This window comes from Shewanella sp. BC20, assembly GCF_003129585.1.
In the GTDB taxonomy this organism is placed as follows: Bacteria; Pseudomonadota; Gammaproteobacteria; order Enterobacterales; family Shewanellaceae; genus Shewanella; species Shewanella seohaensis.
Genome location: NZ_NHRI01000006.1, coordinates 191184 through 209674, shown reverse-complemented (window position 1 = coordinate 209674; position 18491 = coordinate 191184). Strand labels below are relative to the sequence as shown.

Below are 18491 nucleotides of genomic sequence, written 5' to 3'. Positions count from 1 at the left end.
CCATGTTTCTCGTTTCCTCTTACTTGTGGTGAATAAGAAGGTCTCTTTTAACATGGGCGTTATTCAGGCTATAGCCTTAAGGGACAATCACCACCGCCAGAGGCGGTGGTTTTGGGATGACAATAAACTGAGACTATCTCAATAGAATTGGCTTATGGCTTATGGCTTATGGCTTATGGCTTATGGCTTATGGCTTATGGCTTATGGCTTATGGCTTATGGCAGGATAGCGAATTTTAGATACAAAAAAACCACCTAAAGGTGGCTTATTGTTCTCAACTAACATTAGCGATTAATCTTAGTTGAGGTGGTATCCCCTAGGGGATTCGAACCCCTGTTACCGCCGTGAAAGGGCGGTGTCCTAGGCCTCTAGACGAAGGGGACACAAGGACATATTAATTCGAATTTTCATCCCCGCTTAACATTGGCGGTATCCTAGGCGCACTTCTAAGAACAGAAGGAGACACAAGGACCGATGTTTAGCCTCATCACGGAGGTCTTACTGTTAACTCACAAATCACTCGCTAGTCATTTGTGATAGCACCCTATCTTTATGGGATAGAGTGGTATCCCCTAGGGGATTCGAACCCCTGTTACCGCCGTGAAAGGGCGGTGTCCTAGGCCTCTAGACGAAGGGGACACAAGGACATATTAATTTGAATTTTCATTCCCGCTTAACATTGGCGGTGTCCTAGGCGCACTTCTAAGAATAGAAGGAGACACAAGGACTGATGTTTAACCTCATCACTGAGGTATTACTGTTAACTCACAAATCACTCGTTAGTCATTTGTGATAGCACCCTATCTTTAAGGGATAGAGTGGTATCCCCTAGGGGATTCGAACCCCTGTTACCGCCGTGAAAGGGCGGTGTCCTAGGCCTCTAGACGAAGGGGACACAAGGACTTATGTTTTTCCTCATAACTGAGGTCTTGCTATTTATCTCAAATAACTCGTTAGTCATTTGGGATGAAAGTGGTATCCCCTAGGGGATTCGAACCCCTGTTACCGCCGTGAAAGGGCGGTGTCCTAGGCCTCTAGACGAAGGGGACACAAGGACATATTAATTTGAATTTTCATTCCCGCTTAACATTGGCGGTGTCCTAGGCGCACTTCGAAGAACAGAAGGAGACACAAGGACCGATGTTTAGCCTCATCACTGAGGTATGACGGTTAACTCACAAATCACTCGCTAGTCATTTGTGATAGCACCCTATCTTTAAGGGATAGAGTGGTATCCCCTAGGGGATTCGAACCCCTGTTACCGCCGTGAAAGGGCGGTGTCCTAGGCCTCTAGACGAAGGGGACACAAGGACATATTAATTTGAAAACTATTAATGACTAACAGTGCTCTCGCTTAATACGGCGAATTTGGTGGAGCTAGACGGGATCGAACCGTCGACCTCTTGCATGCCATGCAAGCGCTCTCCCAGCTGAGCTATAGCCCCAAATTCTTTCGACATGACTGATATTCAGTATATATCGCAGAAACTGGATTTGTTCTTACCAAACGACTCGTTAGTCATTTGCTAGGAACCCTATGTGATAAACATAGTGGTATCCCCTAGGGGATTCGAACCCCTGTTACCGCCGTGAAAGGGCGGTGTCCTAGGCCTCTAGACGAAGGGGACACAAGGACATATTAATTTGACTCGCATTATTACTAATGCTTATCCCGCTTAATATCGGCGGTAAGTTTGGTGGAGCTAGACGGGATCGAACCGTCGACCTCTTGCATGCCATGCAAGCGCTCTCCCAGCTGAGCTATAGCCCCAAACTTATCAAGCTGTATTTAAGTGCACCACAAGCATTCGCTCGTCTGTGTCTCAACTACGGGGCGCATTCTATGCAGCGCACCTAAATGTGTCAACTCGTTTTTTAGGAATTTATTCTATCTGCTACAAATTCAATCGCTTTGGATATTCTTTGCTCAGAACGCACCTTTCCTATTAAGAATAAGGTGATATCTAAGCCTGGAGACTGCCCTGCACCTGTCACAGCGACACGTAATGGCATACCCACTTTACCCATACCGACTTCTAATTCGGTCGCGGTAGCTTCAATCGCTTGGTGGATAGCTTCAACAGTCCACTCAGTTAATGCAGCCAGTTTCTGTTGCACTAATTGTAATGGCTCAAGCGCGACACCACGTAAGTGCTTTTTCGCTTGCTCGGCATCGAACTCTGCGAAGTCTTCATAGAAGTAGCGGCTAGAAGCGGCTAACTCTTTTAAGGTCTTAGCGCGTTCAGCCAATGCAGTCACTACCGCAGATAAAGCTGGGCCATTTGAGGTATCAATCTTTTGATCTTCCATGTGCCACTGTAAATGACTAGCCACATATTCAGGATCAAGTGTCTTAATATAGTGTTGGTTTAACCAAACCAGTTTTTCGGTATTAAAGGCAGAAGGCGCTTTGTTGATGTCGTCTAACTTAAAGAGCTGCTTCATTTCTTCTAAAGAAAAGACTTCTTGATCGCCATGTGACCAACCTAAGCGAACTAAGTAGTTAAGCAGTGCTTCTGGTAGGTAACCATCATCACGGTATTGCATTACGCTTACCGCACCATGACGCTTAGACAACTTGGCACCGTCATCCCCTAAAATCATCGACACGTGGGCATATTCAGGAATAGGCGCGCCTAATGCTTTAAGGATGTTGATTTGACGTGGCGTGTTGTTGATATGATCTTCACCACGAACCACACAGGTAATACCCATATCCCAATCGTCAACAACCACACAGAAGTTATAAGTCGGTACGCCATCGGTACGGGCAATGATCAGATCATCTAATGCATCGTTTGAAAACTCGATACGGCCACGAACATGGTCATCAAATACCACTGAACCGCCGATGGGGTTTTTAAAACGCACAACAAAAGGCTCGTCAGTGTCAAGCGCCGGCAAGTCACGGCAGCAACCATCGTATTTTTGTGCTTCGCCATTTGCCGCTTGTGCTTCTCTTAAAGCATCGATACGTTCACGCGAGCAATAACATTTATAAGCTGTGCCCTGCTCTAACATCTGCGCGATGATTTCGTTATAACGATCAAAACGCTTAGTTTGATAGTACGGGCCCTCATCCCACGTCAGACCTAACCAGTTCATGCCTTCTAAAATGGCATCGCATGCAGCCTGAGTAGAACGTTCAATATCCGTATCTTCGATACGTAAAACAAACTCACCATTATTGGCACGGGCTTGTAACCAAGAATAAAGAGCTGTACGGGCACCGCCCACGTGCAAAAAGCCTGTTGGGCTTGGGGCAAAACGCGTCTTAGTTGTCATAATGGGACACTAACCTATATAAAGTCGTCTAGATAAAGACAATCACGGTAAAAAGTGGGCTTATTCTAGCAGCCTAAGTCTGCGCTGCAAATGGCACTTAGTGCAGGTATTGCAGATCCCCTCAAAGTATCTGCCCAAAGGTGAGCGCTTTAGATTGCTCTGATAAAGATGAGAATCCAGCGCCCCATATCGGAAAACAAACGCTCGAAAACCAAAGCGATATATTCGAAACTAGATCAAAGTTACGCACCTCTATTTAGAAATATGCCATCGAGATTGAGCAAAATAGATGAAGAGAATGGTGCTACACCCTACTCCTTTATCATTTAAGCCGTATAAGAGAACACTTTTCAGCCTAAAAAAGCCGCAACCCCTCAAAAGAGAACGCTTAACGATGCGATTGGCTGACTTATTGGCGAGATGAGCGCTAAAGCCTGAAATGAAAATACCAGCTAAATTGTCCAATAAAGTAACACTTTGAATGATGGCGTGATTAACATTACGGCAATCCGAGCAAAAATAGCGCGACCAACGCTTTTTTCATTAAAAAGCGTTGACACTCGATCGAACCTCCCTATAATACGGCTCCACACAGCAGAGGTCGCTTAGCTCAGCTGGGAGAGCACCTCCCTTACAAGGAGGGGGTCACTGGTTCGATCCCAGTAGCGACCACCATGTGTTAAATGCAAATTTAATCATGGTTTACAAGTTGTTATATGCCCGGGTCGCTTAGCTCAGCCGGGAGAGCACCTCCCTTACAAGGAGGGGGTCACTGGTTCGATCCCAGTAGCGACCACCATATACTTCTCATCCTCTGTGTCGTCATTCTCCGGTCGCTTAGCTCAGCCGGGAGAGCACCTCCCTTACAAGGAGGGGGTCACTGGTTCGATCCCAGTAGCGACCACCATATTTTTAGAATGACATTAAAATTTGTATTGAAAGAATTCCGGTCGCTTAGCTCAGCCGGGAGAGCACCTCCCTTACAAGGAGGGGGTCACTGGTTCGATCCCAGTAGCGACCACCATATTCTTCAGTACTGATTTACCCCGGGTCGCTTAGCTCAGCCGGGAGAGCACCTCCCTTACAAGGAGGGGGTCACTGGTTCGATCCCAGTAGCGACCACCATATTCTGCAGTATTGATTTACCCCGGGTCGCTTAGCTCAGCCGGGAGAGCACCTCCCTTACAAGGAGGGGGTCACTGGTTCGATCCCAGTAGCGACCACCATATTCCCCCAAAAACTTTACCCCTAGCACAACTCAACTATGCTTGATCTTAATCAGCATCTGCTTAACTGAGCCTGTAGCCCAGTATTCAATTCCATTTAAACGCTGCTGATTGTTGCCTTAGGCATATTTGGAGATCAGCACTATGGCCAGCGTCAGTCAATCTGCATCCCTCACCAATATTGCAGCGTATTTAAAACATACCCATGCCTGCGATGAACAAACCGCGCTAAGGGAAGCCCGTGAAGTCATGCAAAATCTGGTCAGCATGCGCCAGAAAGGCTTTATTACTGGCTGGTACTTCGATGAACGTGGACATTTAGAGCTGCTCCCAAGCGATGAAATCCTTAAACGAATTGGCGAAGACCATGGCTGACTCCCGCATTGCTTCCTCTTCGCCATCTCAGCTATCCCATGCTTCACAGTCATTTTTCAAACAGCTTTTGATCTAAAAGCAACTTATTTTGCTCAGTTAATCATCAAGCTAAAAACCTCTGCTCATACCCCACAAAATGCAGTTTGGGTGGATTTCCACCCATAGCGAAAATCAACGTGAGCGAGATCTCACCCACAAAACTAAAAGTGTGACAAACGTCAAATGAACTACACTTTATTAACCAAACACTTACAGAGTACATCGTAAGTTGGCGTGGTATTTGCCTTTATTAAGACAGACCTCAGGGAAATCAAGGCTGTATTCCTACTCACACTTGGTAACAAACTAACCAAGGCTGAGGACAAATCCTAACAACAGAAAAAGGAACTCAAAAATGACATTGAATCAACAGATGGGTATTACACGTCCATTAAAAACCGTCGCAAAAATGCTGGCGCTGGCCTCAGTGTTTGCGACTAGCTTTAACGTGTTTGCGGCGCCCGTTGAAATCAAGTTCTCCCACGTGGTTGCTGAAAACACGCCAAAGGGTCAAATGGCGTTGAAATTTAAAGAATTAGTTGAACAACGTTTACCTGGTGAATATACGGTCAGTGTATTCCCTAACTCACAGTTATTTGGGGATAACAACGAGTTAGCGGCACTTCTGTTAAACGACGTGCAATTTGTAGCGCCTTCTCTCTCTAAATTTGAGCGTTACACTAAGCGCCTACAGGTTTTCGACCTGCCATTCCTGTTCAATGACATGGATGCAGTAAACCGTTTCCAACAAGGTGAAGCCGGCCAAGCCCTGCTGAACTCAATGAGCCGTAAGGGGATTGTCGGTTTAGGTTATCTGCACAATGGTATGAAGCAGTTCTCTGCTAACACTCCACTCAAACAACCTTCTGATGCTAAAGGCTTAAAATTCCGCGTGATGGCATCTGACGTATTGGCTGCCCAGTTTGATGCCGTTGGCGCCATCCCAGTGAAGAAACCTTTCTCTGAAGTGTTCACTCTGCTGCAAACCCGTGCGATCGACGGTCAAGAAAATACTTGGTCAAACACCTACTCACAAAAATTCTATGAAGTTCAAAGCCATATTACTGAAAGTAACCACGGCGTTCTGGACTACATGGTCGTAACCTCTGACGCCTTCTGGAAAGGTTTACCAGCGGATAAACGTAAAGTGATCAAAGAAGCGTTAGATGAGTCTATCGCCTTAGGTAACAAGATCGCTGCTGAAAAAGATAACGAAGACAAGCAATTAATCCTTGATTCTAAACGTTCTCAACTGGTGACCTTAACACCAGAAGAACGTCAAAAATGGATTGATGTAATGAAACCTGTTTGGGCGAAATTTGAAGACCAAGTAGGTAAAGATGTGATTGAAGCCGCTGTTGCTGCAAATAAACAATAATGAAATAAACCGCTTAACCTCTATTTGGGGTTAAGCGGTATTTGAGCGAGGGGAGTACAGCTGTGATATCGCGAATTTTTGGTTACTTTGAAGAAGGGGTGCTCAACCTCTTGATCACCTTGATGACACTCTTAGTGTTCACTGAGGTCGTGGCGCGGTTTTTCTTCAATACCGGTTTTTTATGGATCCAAGAACTGACCTTAACCCTCTGTGGTTGGTTTGTGCTCTTTGGTATGTCCTATGGGGTGAAAGTCGGTGCTCACATCGGTGTTGATGCGTTTGTAAAAAATCTGCCCCCTAAGGCTAAAAAGGTCACTTCCCTAGTGACGGCATTGATTTGCTTGGCTTATTGCGGACTGTTTTTAAAAGGTAGCTGGGAATATCTGTCACAGATGTACCAAATCGGCGTACCGATGGAAGATATTCACTTTCCTAAGTTCCTGTTAAACAGCTTAGATCCCGACTTTGCTTGGAACACCTTAAAGATTGATGTCGAAGACGGCGCTGTGCCCATTTGGTTATCCCAAAGCATTCTATTGATTGGTTTTAGCATGTTGACTTGGCGTTTCTTTGAACTGTTTATCGCCATCCTGCGCAACCAAGTCTCAGGATTCCAATTTGCCGATGAAGCGAAAGAAAGCATGCATTTAATTGATGAAGCTGCTCAGCACGCACAACAAGAAACAGACAACAAGGAAGCGAAGTAATGGCCATTGCGACCCTCTTTACTGCCCTACTCGTCTGTATGTGTTTAGGTATGCCTATCGCGATTGCGTTAGGTTTCTCAAGCATGCTGACGATTTTATTCTTCTCCAACGATTCCCTCGCCTCTGTGGCGTTAAAACTTTATGAGTCATCGTCAGAGCACTATACCCTGCTGGCGATCCCTTTCTTTATTCTGTCCTCAGCCTTCCTGTCAACCGGAGGGGTGGCACGACGGATCATCGACTTTGCGATGGACAGTATCGGCCACATCCGTGGTGGTTTAGCCATGGCCTCAGTGATGGCCTGTATGTTATTTGCCGCGGTGTCAGGCTCATCGCCCGCGACTGTGGCCGCCATTGGCTCGATTGTGATCGTCGGCATGGTAAAAGCGGGTTATCCCGAAAAATTTGCCGCCGGGGTCATTACCACTTCTGGCACCTTAGGGATTTTGATCCCACCTTCAATCGTAATGCTAGTGTATGCGGCGGCGACGGAAGTGTCGGCAGCCAGAATGTTTATGGCGGGCTTAATCCCAGGTTTGATGATGGGCTTCCTGCTGATGATAGTGATTTATATTGTCGCCCGTTTTAAAAATCTGCCATCACGCCCCTTCCCCGGCTTTAAGCAACTGGGTATTTCCAGTGCCAAAGCCTTAGGTGGTCTGGCGCTTATTCTTATCGTGTTAGGTTCAATCTACGGCGGTGTGGCCAGTCCAACCGAAGCCTCTGCCGTAGCCTGTATGTATGCCTATTTCATTGCGGTATTTGGTTATCGCGATATCGGCCCATTGAAAAATGTGGCTTGGCGTAATCCTAATGAGCCCATCCCCAACGCGATTGCCCGTAACTTAGGCCATATGGTGCTCGGGCTGATTAAAACCCCAATCGACAAAGAAATTCGCCATGTGGTGCGCGACGGGGCAAAAGTCAGCATCATGCTGCTGTTTATCATTGCCAACGCTATGCTATTCGCCCACGTGCTGACCACTGAGCGTATTCCCCATATTATTGCCGAACACATTGTTGGCATGGGCTTACCCGCTTGGGGCTTCTTAATCATTGTCAACTTACTGCTGTTAGCGGCGGGTAACTTTATGGAGCCATCGGCCATCGTGTTGATTATGGCGCCGATTTTGTTCCCGATTGCCACTCACTTAGGTATCGATCCTATTCACTTAGGTATCATCATGGTGGTGAACATGGAGATTGGTATGCTGACGCCGCCAGTGGGGCTTAACCTCTTCGTGACAGCGGGGATCACAGGCCGCAGTATCGGCTGGGTTATCCAATCCGTACTACCGTGGTTAGCACTGATGTTAGCCTTCTTGGCACTTATCACCTACGTGCCACAAATCTCCCTGTTCTTGCCGGAATTTCTGGATAAGCTCAACGGATATTAATCTCAAGGAATAAGGATTATTCCTTGATTCTAGATAGTTTTTAAGCGAGCCTACTCAGGCTCGCTTTGTTTTATTCAGTGTGGATCAGGATCGCCTGCTATGTTGCCCATGACGCCCAAGGCCAAACAACGTCTTTTAATGACCATAGTGTTACTTGCGGGCTTATTTGCCATCTTAAAATTAACCTACTGGGTGCACTTTTATCAGGGCAAAATTGAAATCCAACAGCAATCAGAAAAACAACTCAAAGAGCTGGTCAGCTTCCTCGATGGCGCGCTGTCGCGTTACGAGAGTATCCCCCATGTTTTGTCGACCAACCCCATGCTCGCCAATGTGCTCAACGATCAACAAAACCCCAAGAAAGTACAAGAACTTAACCTGTACTTGGAAGAAATTCAGCATGTGACTGAAGCATCCGATATTTATCTTATCGACGCCCTCGGTATTGCCATTGCCGCCAGCAACTGGCAACAGAGCTTTTCGTTTATCGGCAAAGACTATTCCTTCAGACCCTATTACACCGACGCGATTTCAGGCAATTTGGGCCGCTACTATGCGGTGGGCACCAGTTCGGATAAACGCGGCTTTTACTTTTCTTACCCCATTTATCAGCAAGGCGCGAAGGGGATTCTGGGTGCCATTATTGTGAAAGTGGATATCGCCGATATCGAGCAGCAAAGCACCAGTATTGCGATAGCGGGCCAGTATCAATTCCTCATCAGCGACCCTGACGATATCGTGTTTATCTCCAGTGTCGATGAATGGCGCTTAGCCTCGCTTACGCCGCTGACTCAGGCGAAACAATATGCCTTAAACGCCTCAAAACGTTACGCCGAGCGGCCAATTGGTGAATTACTGATTAAACCCCAATACCAAGAAGACAGCCTGAGTAATGGTCATATCTATCAAATTCGCTCAGGCAACAGCCAGGCGCAATACATGGATACCCATCATTTAATGACCAAAGCAGGCTGGCGAGTGCATATTCTCGCGCCGATGAAACCTCTGCTCGAGTCTATGCCAGCGCTCATGCTGTTATCGGCATCCATCTATTTACTGCTCGCCTTAGGTTTACTCTTTAGCAGCGAACGTCGCCGCAACCTACAGCGAATGCAACTCGCCCAGAGTTTGTTAGAGCAAAGGGTGGAAGAGCGCACCCAAGATCTGCAGCAGGCCAATAATCGTCTCAAAGACACTCAGGATGAACTCATTCAAGCGGCTAAGTTGACTGTGATAGGTAGCCTATCCGCCAGTATCAACCATGAACTTAATCAACCCTTAGCCGCCCTTCGCAGCTACGCGCAAAATACCCAAACCTTTCTTGCCCGCAATATGCCGGATAAAGCCTCTGATAATCTTAAAATTATTATCGAGCTGACCGACCGATTAGCCGATATTGTCGGTCAATTTAAGAGTTTTACACGCAAGAGCCAAGGCAATGACAGTGCCACCGACCTTAAGGGTTGTATCAAGCAAGCCCTGACCATAGTCCAGCCAGAAATCGACAAACAAGGGGTTGAACTCGATGTGCTGCTCCCCGAAGGCCAATATCAGGTCTGGGGGGATAAGGTGAGACTACAACAAGTGTTTGTAAATATTATGAGCAACGCAATTGTTGCCATGCAGCAATCGTCAAAACGAACACTGAGTATTAGGGTAAACTGTCAGGACAAGTTCTGTATCAGTATTCAGGACTCGGGCCCAGGAGTGCGCGAGAGCCAAATGGAGAAAATTTTTGAGCCCTATTTCACCACCAGCGAACGTACAGGGCTTGGACTCGGGTTATCCATTTCCCAGCGCATTATCGAGTCCATGCAGGGGCAAATTAATGTTGCCAATGCCGAGGACGGCGGCGCCATTTTCCAAATTATTTTACCGATTTATTTAGCCGAGGAACGTCAGTCATCATGAGTCTGCCCAATTCAATTCAAGACTATAGCGTACTGATCATCGACGATGAGCCCCATATAGGCACAGTGCTCGTGCAGCTTTTTGAGCTGGAAGGCATTAAAGCCTTCGCCACTACCGATCCTAAAGGGATCGCCAAATTACTCGACAGAGACTGGGCGGGCGTGGTGATTTCCGATGTGAATATGCCGCAGCTCGATGGCATCAGTTTGATGCAGCAAATTCGTCAGCAGGATCCCGATTTACCCGTGGTGCTGCTCACAGGTTTTGGTGATATCGCCATGGCGGTCAATGCGTTAAAACAAGGGGCCTACGATTTTCTCGAAAAACCCTTTAACAACGAACACATGCTAGACGTGGTGAAGCGCGCCTTAGATAAACGCAGCCTCACCCTAGAGAACCGTAAATTAAAGAAAGAGCTAGAAAGCCATAACGTACCAGGCCCAAGGATATTAGGCCACAGTGTCGGCATTTTGCGTATGCGTCACATCATAGACCAAGTGATCGACACCCCCGCCGATGTGCTTATTGAAGGTGAAACCGGTACAGGTAAGGAATTGGTCGCCCGCTATCTGCACGACCACAGCAGTCGCAATCAAGCCAACTTTGTGGCGATTAACTGCGGTGCGATTCCCGAAAACTTGATTGAGAGCGAGCTATTTGGCGCCGAAGCTGGTGCCTTTACCGGGGTCGATAAACTGCGTGTCGGTAAGTTTGAATACGCCAATGGCGGCACACTCTTTTTAGATGAAATCGAGAGTACGCCGCTGTCGTTACAGGTCAAACTGCTGCGGGTGCTCGAAGATCGTAAGGTCGAACGCCTAGGCTCCAATAAAAGCATTCATTTGGATATTCGAGTGATTGCCGCCACTAAGGTGGATTTAAAGTCCCTGTGCGACACCGGAGAGTTTCGCCAAGACTTGCTCTATCGCTTGAATCTAGTGACAGTGCCCATTCCACCACTCAGGGATCGCCGGGAAGATATTCCCTTATTATTCTTACATTTTGCCCGTATGGCCTCGGCGCGCTATCACAAGGCCTTAATTGCCCTCAATGCCGAGCAGAATGCTATCCTCACCTCCCACGACTGGCCGGGTAATGTGCGTGAGCTGCGAAATCTGGCCGAACGTTATGTGTTACTCGGTGGCGAAGCCGCCTTCGCTGGCACCTTAGGCAACGCGCCCAGTCTACATACCAGTATGTCACTGCTGCAACGGGTCGAGTTTTTTGAGCGGGTATTGATAGAAGAAGCCTTAAGTCATAACAAGGGCAGCATTAAGCAAACCATGGAGCAACTCGAACTGCCCCGCAAAACCTTATACGACAAGATGCGTAAATACGATTTAGACCGCAAGCAATATATCAACGCTGACGAGTAAGCCTGTCGGTACCAATAAAAACCCCGCAAACCGTAACTCGGCTGCGGGGTTAGTTTTATCTAGGGAAGCTCAAGCTAGCATTACAATGCTTATGTATCAAAAACCATATCGCAAAATAAGTGAGTCATTACTCATCCCGCACACACATGCCCTTCGAGGATTTCACATAGGGCGCGAGAATAGGCATCATGCCCTTCATCACTTGTAATGGCAGTGCCGAGGTAAAACTAAAATCGTCCGACTTACTGCCCGGCACAAAGGCGGTTAAGGTGCCGAAGTAGTTATCCCCTAAATAGAACACAAACGTCGCGGTACGGTTCATTGCCGTGGTAGCCACTTTGCGGCCCTGCTGCATCTGGGTCACGATACGGTTATCACCCGTACCGGTTTTACCGCCGATAGCCAACATGGCGCCATTATCGTCGGTAAAGATGCCTTTAAGACGTCTTGCGGTACCGTTTTCAACCACGTTAGCCAGCGCAGCCTTTAGGGCCTGAGCGACTTCGTGTCGCATCACTCGCTCACCTTGGCTATTTTGGTTATCGAGCCGTACTTCATAGGGCGTATCTTCGGCAAAGTGCAACTGATTGATCCGCACCGTCGGTAATCGGTAACCATCGTTTTGGATAATCCCCATCAATTCCGCAAGCGCCGCGGGTCTGTCTCCCGAACTGCCCAGCGCCGAACCTAAAGAAGGCACCATAGATTCAAAGGGATAACCTAAACGCGCCCAACGCTGATGAATGTCGAGGAAAGCCTCCACTTCGAGCATTACCTGTACCCGCACATCACGCGCGTTTTTATGGCGCGTTCTGAACAGCCAGCGATACACTTCCTGACGCTCATCCTTACTCGCCTCTTTCACATCATTGAGGTTGGCCTCGGGATGTTGATTCAAGTAATCGAGTACCCAGAGTTCAAGTGGGTGCACCCGCGCGATATAACCTTGATCAGGCAGATTATATTTTTCAGGGCCGTACTTGTTATACAGCTCTTTAATCCGCTTATCCGTGTAATTGTTTTGTGGCAAACGCTGCTGCAAGAAGGCCTTAAACGAAGCGATGGACTCATAGGGTTGCAAGTAACGGTAAGCCGCGGTCAGTTGCTGCTCCGCTTGGGTTTGACCATCAAAAAACAGCGCTAAACGCTCATTGGGCGCCACTTTCTTATATTTACGGTAGAACTTATTCACGAAGGTATTGCCCTCGCGGTCGGCAAACACCCGCAGATATTCCTCGCGGCGAGGATCTTTATCATTACGCAGCAGGCGCGCCATATTGCCTTCGTTTTGCATACTGCTGCTGTAGTTGACTATGTCTCGCATCAAACGTACGAAAGGTAAGTTGATAGAGTTTTGCAACGCCTCGTACATGGTCGGCACTTTAAAATCTTCTGTCTTTTTAAAGTTGTTAAACACATGCAAACCACCACCCGTAAAGAATTGCTCGTTCGGTGAGGCTGAGTATTCCCGTTGCAGCGCCGCATTCAACATACGGTCGAGACGTCTATCTGGGTTCACAATCAAGTAGTCAATCGCCCAGCGAGTGAGATGATCGCGGGGTTCAATCTCAATTGATTCCAACTCAATACCATGTTTCTTCGAGTATTTGTCGTGGATCTCGGCAATGATCTCAAGGTACGTCGCCAGTACCCTGAGTTTGGCCGTCGAGCCCAGCTCTAACTTACTGCCCTCGTTAATATCGAACGGTTGGTCGGTGCTGTCGGTTTGCACCCGTACGCGGTTAGCCGTTGCGGTTTTTTCATAAAGAGTGAAGCTATAAAGCACATTTTGTAGCTGGCTTGGCTCAAGTAAGCGCTCACCTAAGAGACCGACTTTCTCGGCCGTAGCGGCTTGCCCGAGGCTGCGTAAGTATTGACTCACTTGCTGCTGCAGGTCGCTGTGCAAACTGCTATTCACGGTTAAATCGAGGCGGTCTAAATCATACAGACCGACATTTAACATCCCCGCGGTACGAATACGGATGCTGTTAACGCCCTTATCGGAACCCGACTGGGTATTACGTTGAGGCTTGGCGACTTTAAACTGCAACTTTTGAGCAAGCGCGGCATCCCTCAGCGGTCGGTCAATCAAGTAATATTGACCGAGCAAACGGATATGGCTGTCGACCAGTTCCTCTAAGTCCTCGTGCCCCTGCAGTAGATAATAGGAAGGACGGCGCTGGGCAATCATCAAGGCCACCACTTGACGGAACACTTGACCACGCTTAGCGGCATTGGCTTTGATTTGCGGCGAAGCTAACAGTTGGTTCGCCGTATCGAAATCCGTACCAAACCAGGCCCATAGACCATCTCCAATACCGTGTACTTCACCATGGTTAGGCGCGGAGGATAAAGGTACAGTGTTTAAATAGTCTTGAATAATGCGCTTACGGGCAGGCTCAGTTATTTCACCTTGCTGATAAACCCGCACTGTGGCCGAGCCAATTTGCAGCAGTTTATCCTTGATGCTTAGGGTTAACCCTTGGGAGGAATGGCGGAACTTCTCAATTTGTGTCGCCAACGTACTGCCACCAGCTGTAGAGACATTCATCCCCACCATTTCAGCGATTTGGCTCATCCCCGCCACAATAAAACGTGGCCAGTCGATCACAGGATTAAGTTTAGGCTCAGTCGTCCACAGCTCTCGGTTTTCAATAAATAACAAGGTATTGACGATTTCATTGGGGATTTTATCGTCATCCTGGTACACACGTTTAGGATAAGTAAACTCGTACAGATCGGTATTGCGACAATCCAGCAGCGCTAACCCCGACTGCGCCTTCTCATGGTACGGCGGGAAAAAGCCCATCTGGGCGTATTCCTGTAGCGCAGGGGAAAACTCCACTTGCTGCGTCACCTGGAAATTACGCTGTAGCAATCTATCTATGTACTGGGGCAACTTACTGTAGCCGTGACGTTCATCGAAGGGACCGTAACTTGGATAGATAATTGACTGAGTGGGCTGATTTTTCAGCTCATAGGTCAAGGTCTTCGCATATTGATGAACATACTTAGACTGGAAATAAGAGGTTTTAACCTCCTGGCCAATTAAAATCGCCACACAGATAATCAGAATAAAAAACAGGAACCAGACACGCCCCTTAGATCTCGGCTTGCGCTGACGCTTAGCCTTAGGTTCGGGTTGTGGCGGACGAGGACGATAATTTTCGAATTGCATTTCTTGCGTAGAATTAGGCAAAACGGCTCCCAAAAATCACTTAACAAATCCTTTCTACGTGGGAAAGTTCCCAACCTATGCTCAACACATCCAGTATCAGGGCAAAACTCACACTTAAGTTCGTCCACTGTGCATGAGTCTGCAAATACATTCCTTTGCCTTCATTGAGCAAGATCTAACAACACAGGATCATTGCGTTTCTTGTTAGATCTCACCGTATTTTAATGAGTTGGCAGCGCACCTCAAAGTGGTTAGCGCAAAAATACTTAGCTGCTTATCGCAAGTGCTAACCGCGCTTGAGGCTTCAATCAATCCCAAATAAACTCACGAAAATGCTTACGGCAAACCGATTCGTAACTTTCATTACCGCCGATTGCCACCTGCTCACCTTCGCGCATCACTTTACCTTCACCATCAAGACGCACCACCATATTGGCTTTGCGTCCACAGTGACAAATGGTTTTCAGTTCAACTAACTTATCGGCCCATGCCAACAAATAATGACTGCCAGTGAAGAGTTCACCTTGGAAGTCGGTACGTAAACCATAGCACAAAACTGGGATATCAATTTTATCAACAACATAAGTAAGTTGTTTAACTTGCTCTTTGCTTAAGAATTGGCACTCGTCCACCAGCACACAGCTCAAATGATTCTGTTGGTGCGCCGTGGTGATCATGTCTATCAGATTGTCGTGGCTGCTAAATACCTGGGCATCGGTTTCAATACCAATACGCGATGCCACCTTACCTTTACCGTATCTGTCGTCGATAGAGGCCGTCATCACTAGGGTATTCATGCCGCGCTCGCGGTAGTTATAGGAAGATTGTAATAGAGAGGTGGATTTACCCGCATTCATTGCTGAATAGTAAAAATACAATTGCGCCAAAACGAATCCCTTTTTTAACTTAAATTTATTGTTTCTCTGTTGCCAGAGCTTATTGCGCCTAGTTTACCATTGCGCCACCCTCTAACACACTAGGCCAATCTCAGCTTTTCTACTGAAATCCCAATCTGACTATCACGAACGGGTATTAAACCAACGCGATCTTCCACCTCGGTTTAGCGTGATTGTTCGTATTTCCGTCCAAAACAGAAAATAGTCATCAAACAAACCCTGCCACAGCCCAATTGTTACAATAAGCTTAATTTAACCTTAAATATTGTTTTACATAAGAAAAAACACATTAACAAATATTTAAAATTGAGATCCACCTCCAAAGATATAGGCTCAAATGCGGTTTGGTTCAAAAAACAAACATCCCATTATCCGTACTATTTGCTCGAGACAAATGTACTCACAAAAACAAAAAAAGTTATTCGAACGCTTGCAAATTAAATCAGCGGCTCAAAGCACTAATCTCCCCTGCAAACTTTAGTGCTGCAATCCGTGCCTTTAAATGCGTATTGGATTAAATGGAGATTATGATGAGAATATTCACATCTAAAAAACTGGCATACCTAGTAGCAATCGCCCTAACAGGCGCTCTAGCAGGCTGTGGCAGTGATGGTAAAGACGGCGCACCAGGCCAACCCGGCGATCCAGGTCAACCCGGTAAACCCGGAGACCCATGGACGCCACCACCAGTTACAAGCTCGCTAGTGACCAATGTTAAAGTACTGGGCTACAGCTTTGACGAAGGCAGTATCACCTATGAATTTGAAGTCACCGACGAAAACGGCAACTTAGTCAATGGCCTGTTAAATGCCGAAGCCAAAGTTGCCGCCTTAACCGACAAAGGCTTTATCAATAACCGCGACGAAGCCGACATTAACAATGTCGCCGACAACGTGCATATCGGCGGCGCTGCAACTCAAGCCACTGAAGGCGCTGAAATCAAGTCGCTAGGCGATGGTCATTACAGCTTTAAAGCTCCAATGAAAGGTGTCAACGCCAGTACTGAAGGCATCGTCTGGCTCAGAGTCGGCGGTAACAGCGAAAGCGGTATTGCGCGCTCTGCGCCAATGGTAGTGAATAAGCCTGAAGGCACGCATTCAACCACCACCGACAGTTGCTATGCTTGTCACGTCGATTACGCCACTAGCCCACGTCGCCATGCTAGCTATGTCGCTACAGGTATGGACAGCGAAGTCACTTTCGTTGAAGGCTGTTTAGTCTGTCACGGCTCGGTGAGTCGCGGCGCGAAAAATGCTGAAGGCTTCTCTATCGGCGGTTACGCCACCAATACACTGTCTAAAATTGGCCACATTAATCACCAGAAATTCACTAAAGATTTCAGCGTGATGAACTGTACTTCTTGCCACGTTGAAGCGCCAACCAATATCAGCGTTTCAGGCCCTGGTTGTATCGACTGCCACAACACTGGCGGCGTACCAGGTGCGATTGTGCCAAGTAACGGTGCCGATGTACGGCCAATGCATGAAGGCAAAGAAGGCATTACCGAGCGTCAAGCTATCCGCGCTAAGTACCAAGTAACACTCTCAACCCCCGTTAAAGTGGATGATATTTCCACCTTAACCGACCACTATGCGCCCGATGGCTCAAGCGTAGCGAAAGTGGAACCCGGTTGGTGTACCACCATCACAGTGAAAGACACTGACGGCAACATCTTTAGCATTAAAGATAACTTCAACTATTCAGATCCTCTGGTATTTGATACCAAGAAGCCGATTGTCTACGCTGGTGCCTATCTGCATGCCTATGACAACAATACCTTAGTAGGCCGCCCAGGTAACCGTACAAACTATTACTATGGTTACAACACAGATGGTACTAAGAATATCTGTCACCTACTGACGGATATCAGCGCAGTGAATGCTAACTATGCTTACTCTGCACGGGTCACCTTCAGCACCGCAGGCTGGATGGAATACGACGGTAATCAACGCTATCAAAGCAATGGTAACCTCAGAGCCAACGGTTATGACGGTTCAATGGGTGTTTCTTTCACCGCCTACTCAGATGTAGTTAATCCAGTAAGCGCTGAGAAAGTATCTGGTTTTGAGCGTCGCACTGTGATCAGCGATAACAGCTGTACGACTTGCCATAACGATGCCACCGCCTTCCACAAAAACGGTGCATTCGACCAAGGCGGTAACGGTTGTATTGCCTGTCACGATAACGGTATGGCGCGGACTTCGGCCACACTGGGTGCAGGTTTTGGTCCTATGATCCACAGCTGGCACTGGGGTAATGGTGCAAATGTTGGTGAGATGAAGGCCGACGGCACCCAAGCCAAGACAGCGAACGGCGCAGGCGCTATCAACCCAGTCACTAGCTGTGTTGCCTGTCACGAAACCGCTATTGATTTAAACAAAGTGCCAAATCAATACATTCTTGAACCCGGCAGCAAGATGACCAGCCCTGTTACTGCTAACTGTTATGCCTGCCATACTGGCGATGCAGTCAAAGCTCACATGGTGAGCAACGGTGGCGAGATCAGCGTGCCAGCCACTGGCGATTGGTTCAAGCAACCTACGGGTGAATCTTGTGCCGTGTGCCACAACACAGGTAGCAGCTCTGGTATCGACAAGTACCATAACTTTACCCGTAAATAACTAGTCGTCCCGCTATTTTCCCTGCAAGAAAATAGTTCAAGCGCCCTACGGTTGTAGGGCGCTTTTTTGTTTACTTTTACTTACAACTTCACCCCATAGGTT

10 protein-coding genes and 14 tRNA genes are annotated in these 18491 nt (G+C 47.5%); 13 read left to right on the top strand and 11 right to left on the bottom strand.

Annotated elements, in window-relative coordinates:
- Positions 1–307 precede the first annotated feature (307 nt).
- The 9 genes from CBX96_RS08965 to gltX form a co-directional block, all read right to left on the bottom strand.
- Positions 308–383: transfer RNA gene (locus tag CBX96_RS08965), tRNA-Glu, on the bottom strand.
- Positions 384–563: 180 nt separating this feature from the next.
- Positions 564–639 (bottom strand) — tRNA-Glu (locus CBX96_RS08960).
- Positions 640–819: 180 nt separating this feature from the next.
- A tRNA-Glu gene (locus CBX96_RS08955) sits at positions 820–895 on the bottom strand.
- 78 nt (positions 896–973) lie between these two features.
- Positions 974–1049, bottom strand: a tRNA-Glu gene (locus CBX96_RS08950).
- A 180-nt stretch (positions 1050–1229) separates the two neighbouring features.
- Positions 1230–1305, bottom strand: a tRNA-Glu gene (locus CBX96_RS08945).
- A 64-nt stretch (positions 1306–1369) separates the two neighbouring features.
- A tRNA-Ala gene (locus CBX96_RS08940) sits at positions 1370–1445 on the bottom strand.
- 107 nt (positions 1446–1552) lie between these two features.
- Positions 1553–1628, bottom strand: a tRNA-Glu gene (locus CBX96_RS08935).
- A gap of 67 nt (positions 1629–1695) precedes the next feature.
- A tRNA-Ala gene (locus tag CBX96_RS08930) sits at positions 1696–1771 on the bottom strand.
- A 104-nt stretch (positions 1772–1875) separates the two neighbouring features.
- Positions 1876–3285 (bottom strand): glutamate--tRNA ligase, encoded by a 1410-nt coding sequence (gltX, locus tag CBX96_RS08925; protein WP_109286438.1) that lies wholly within the window; start codon positions 3283–3285, stop codon positions 1876–1878.
- A gap of 599 nt (positions 3286–3884) precedes the next feature.
- Here gltX and CBX96_RS08920 point away from each other — a divergent pair.
- The 12 genes from CBX96_RS08920 to CBX96_RS08865 all read left to right on the top strand — a co-directional run bounded on the left by CBX96_RS08920 (position 3885) and on the right by CBX96_RS08865 (position 11694).
- A tRNA-Val gene (locus tag CBX96_RS08920) sits at positions 3885–3960 on the top strand.
- Between the two features lie 48 nt (positions 3961–4008).
- Positions 4009–4084, top strand: a tRNA-Val gene (locus tag CBX96_RS08915).
- A gap of 32 nt (positions 4085–4116) precedes the next feature.
- Positions 4117–4192 (top strand) — tRNA-Val (locus CBX96_RS08910).
- 41 nt (positions 4193–4233) lie between these two features.
- Positions 4234–4309 (top strand) — tRNA-Val (locus CBX96_RS08905).
- 25 nt (positions 4310–4334) lie between these two features.
- Positions 4335–4410: transfer RNA gene (locus CBX96_RS08900), tRNA-Val, on the top strand.
- Between the two features lie 25 nt (positions 4411–4435).
- Positions 4436–4511 (top strand) — tRNA-Val (locus tag CBX96_RS08895).
- 144 nt (positions 4512–4655) lie between these two features.
- Complete coding sequence (locus tag CBX96_RS08890) at positions 4656–4886, top strand: hypothetical protein (protein WP_011073026.1); 231 nt, start codon at positions 4656–4658, stop codon at positions 4884–4886.
- A gap of 394 nt (positions 4887–5280) precedes the next feature.
- The gene (locus tag CBX96_RS08885) at positions 5281–6303 is read left to right on the top strand and encodes a TRAP transporter substrate-binding protein (protein WP_109286437.1); all 1023 of its coding nucleotides are present in this window, start codon (positions 5281–5283) and stop codon (positions 6301–6303) included.
- A gap of 62 nt (positions 6304–6365) precedes the next feature.
- Positions 6366–7010, top strand: a complete 645-nt coding sequence (locus tag CBX96_RS08880) for a TRAP transporter small permease (protein ID WP_011622146.1) — start codon at positions 6366–6368, stop codon at positions 7008–7010.
- A complete protein-coding gene (locus CBX96_RS08875; RefSeq protein ID WP_109286436.1) occupies positions 7010–8407 on the top strand; it encodes a TRAP transporter large permease in 1398 nt (465 codons plus the stop codon). Before CBX96_RS08880 ends, CBX96_RS08875 begins: the two co-directional genes overlap by 1 nt.
- A gap of 99 nt (positions 8408–8506) precedes the next feature.
- A complete protein-coding gene (locus CBX96_RS08870) occupies positions 8507–10318 on the top strand; it encodes an ATP-binding protein (RefSeq protein ID WP_109286435.1) in 1812 nt (603 codons plus the stop codon).
- The gene (locus tag CBX96_RS08865; protein ID WP_109286434.1) at positions 10315–11694 is read left to right on the top strand and encodes a sigma-54 dependent transcriptional regulator; all 1380 of its coding nucleotides are present in this window, start codon (positions 10315–10317) and stop codon (positions 11692–11694) included. The genes CBX96_RS08870 and CBX96_RS08865 overlap by 4 nt, the downstream gene beginning before the upstream one ends.
- A gap of 127 nt (positions 11695–11821) precedes the next feature.
- Here CBX96_RS08865 and CBX96_RS08860 read toward each other — a convergent pair whose 3' ends face one another.
- On the bottom strand, positions 11822–14893 hold the full coding sequence (locus tag CBX96_RS08860) for a transglycosylase domain-containing protein (protein ID WP_109286433.1): 3072 nt from the start codon (positions 14891–14893) through the stop codon (positions 11822–11824).
- A gap of 287 nt (positions 14894–15180) precedes the next feature.
- Positions 15181–15759 (bottom strand): thymidine kinase, encoded by a 579-nt coding sequence (locus tag CBX96_RS08855; protein ID WP_011716478.1) that lies wholly within the window; start codon positions 15757–15759, stop codon positions 15181–15183.
- A gap of 539 nt (positions 15760–16298) precedes the next feature.
- Between CBX96_RS08855 and CBX96_RS08850 the strand changes: the two genes are divergently transcribed.
- Positions 16299–18389, top strand: coding sequence for a cytochrome c3 family protein (locus CBX96_RS08850; protein WP_109286432.1), 2091 nt, complete (start codon positions 16299–16301; stop codon positions 18387–18389).
- The last annotated feature ends 102 nt before the right edge of the window (positions 18390–18491 follow it).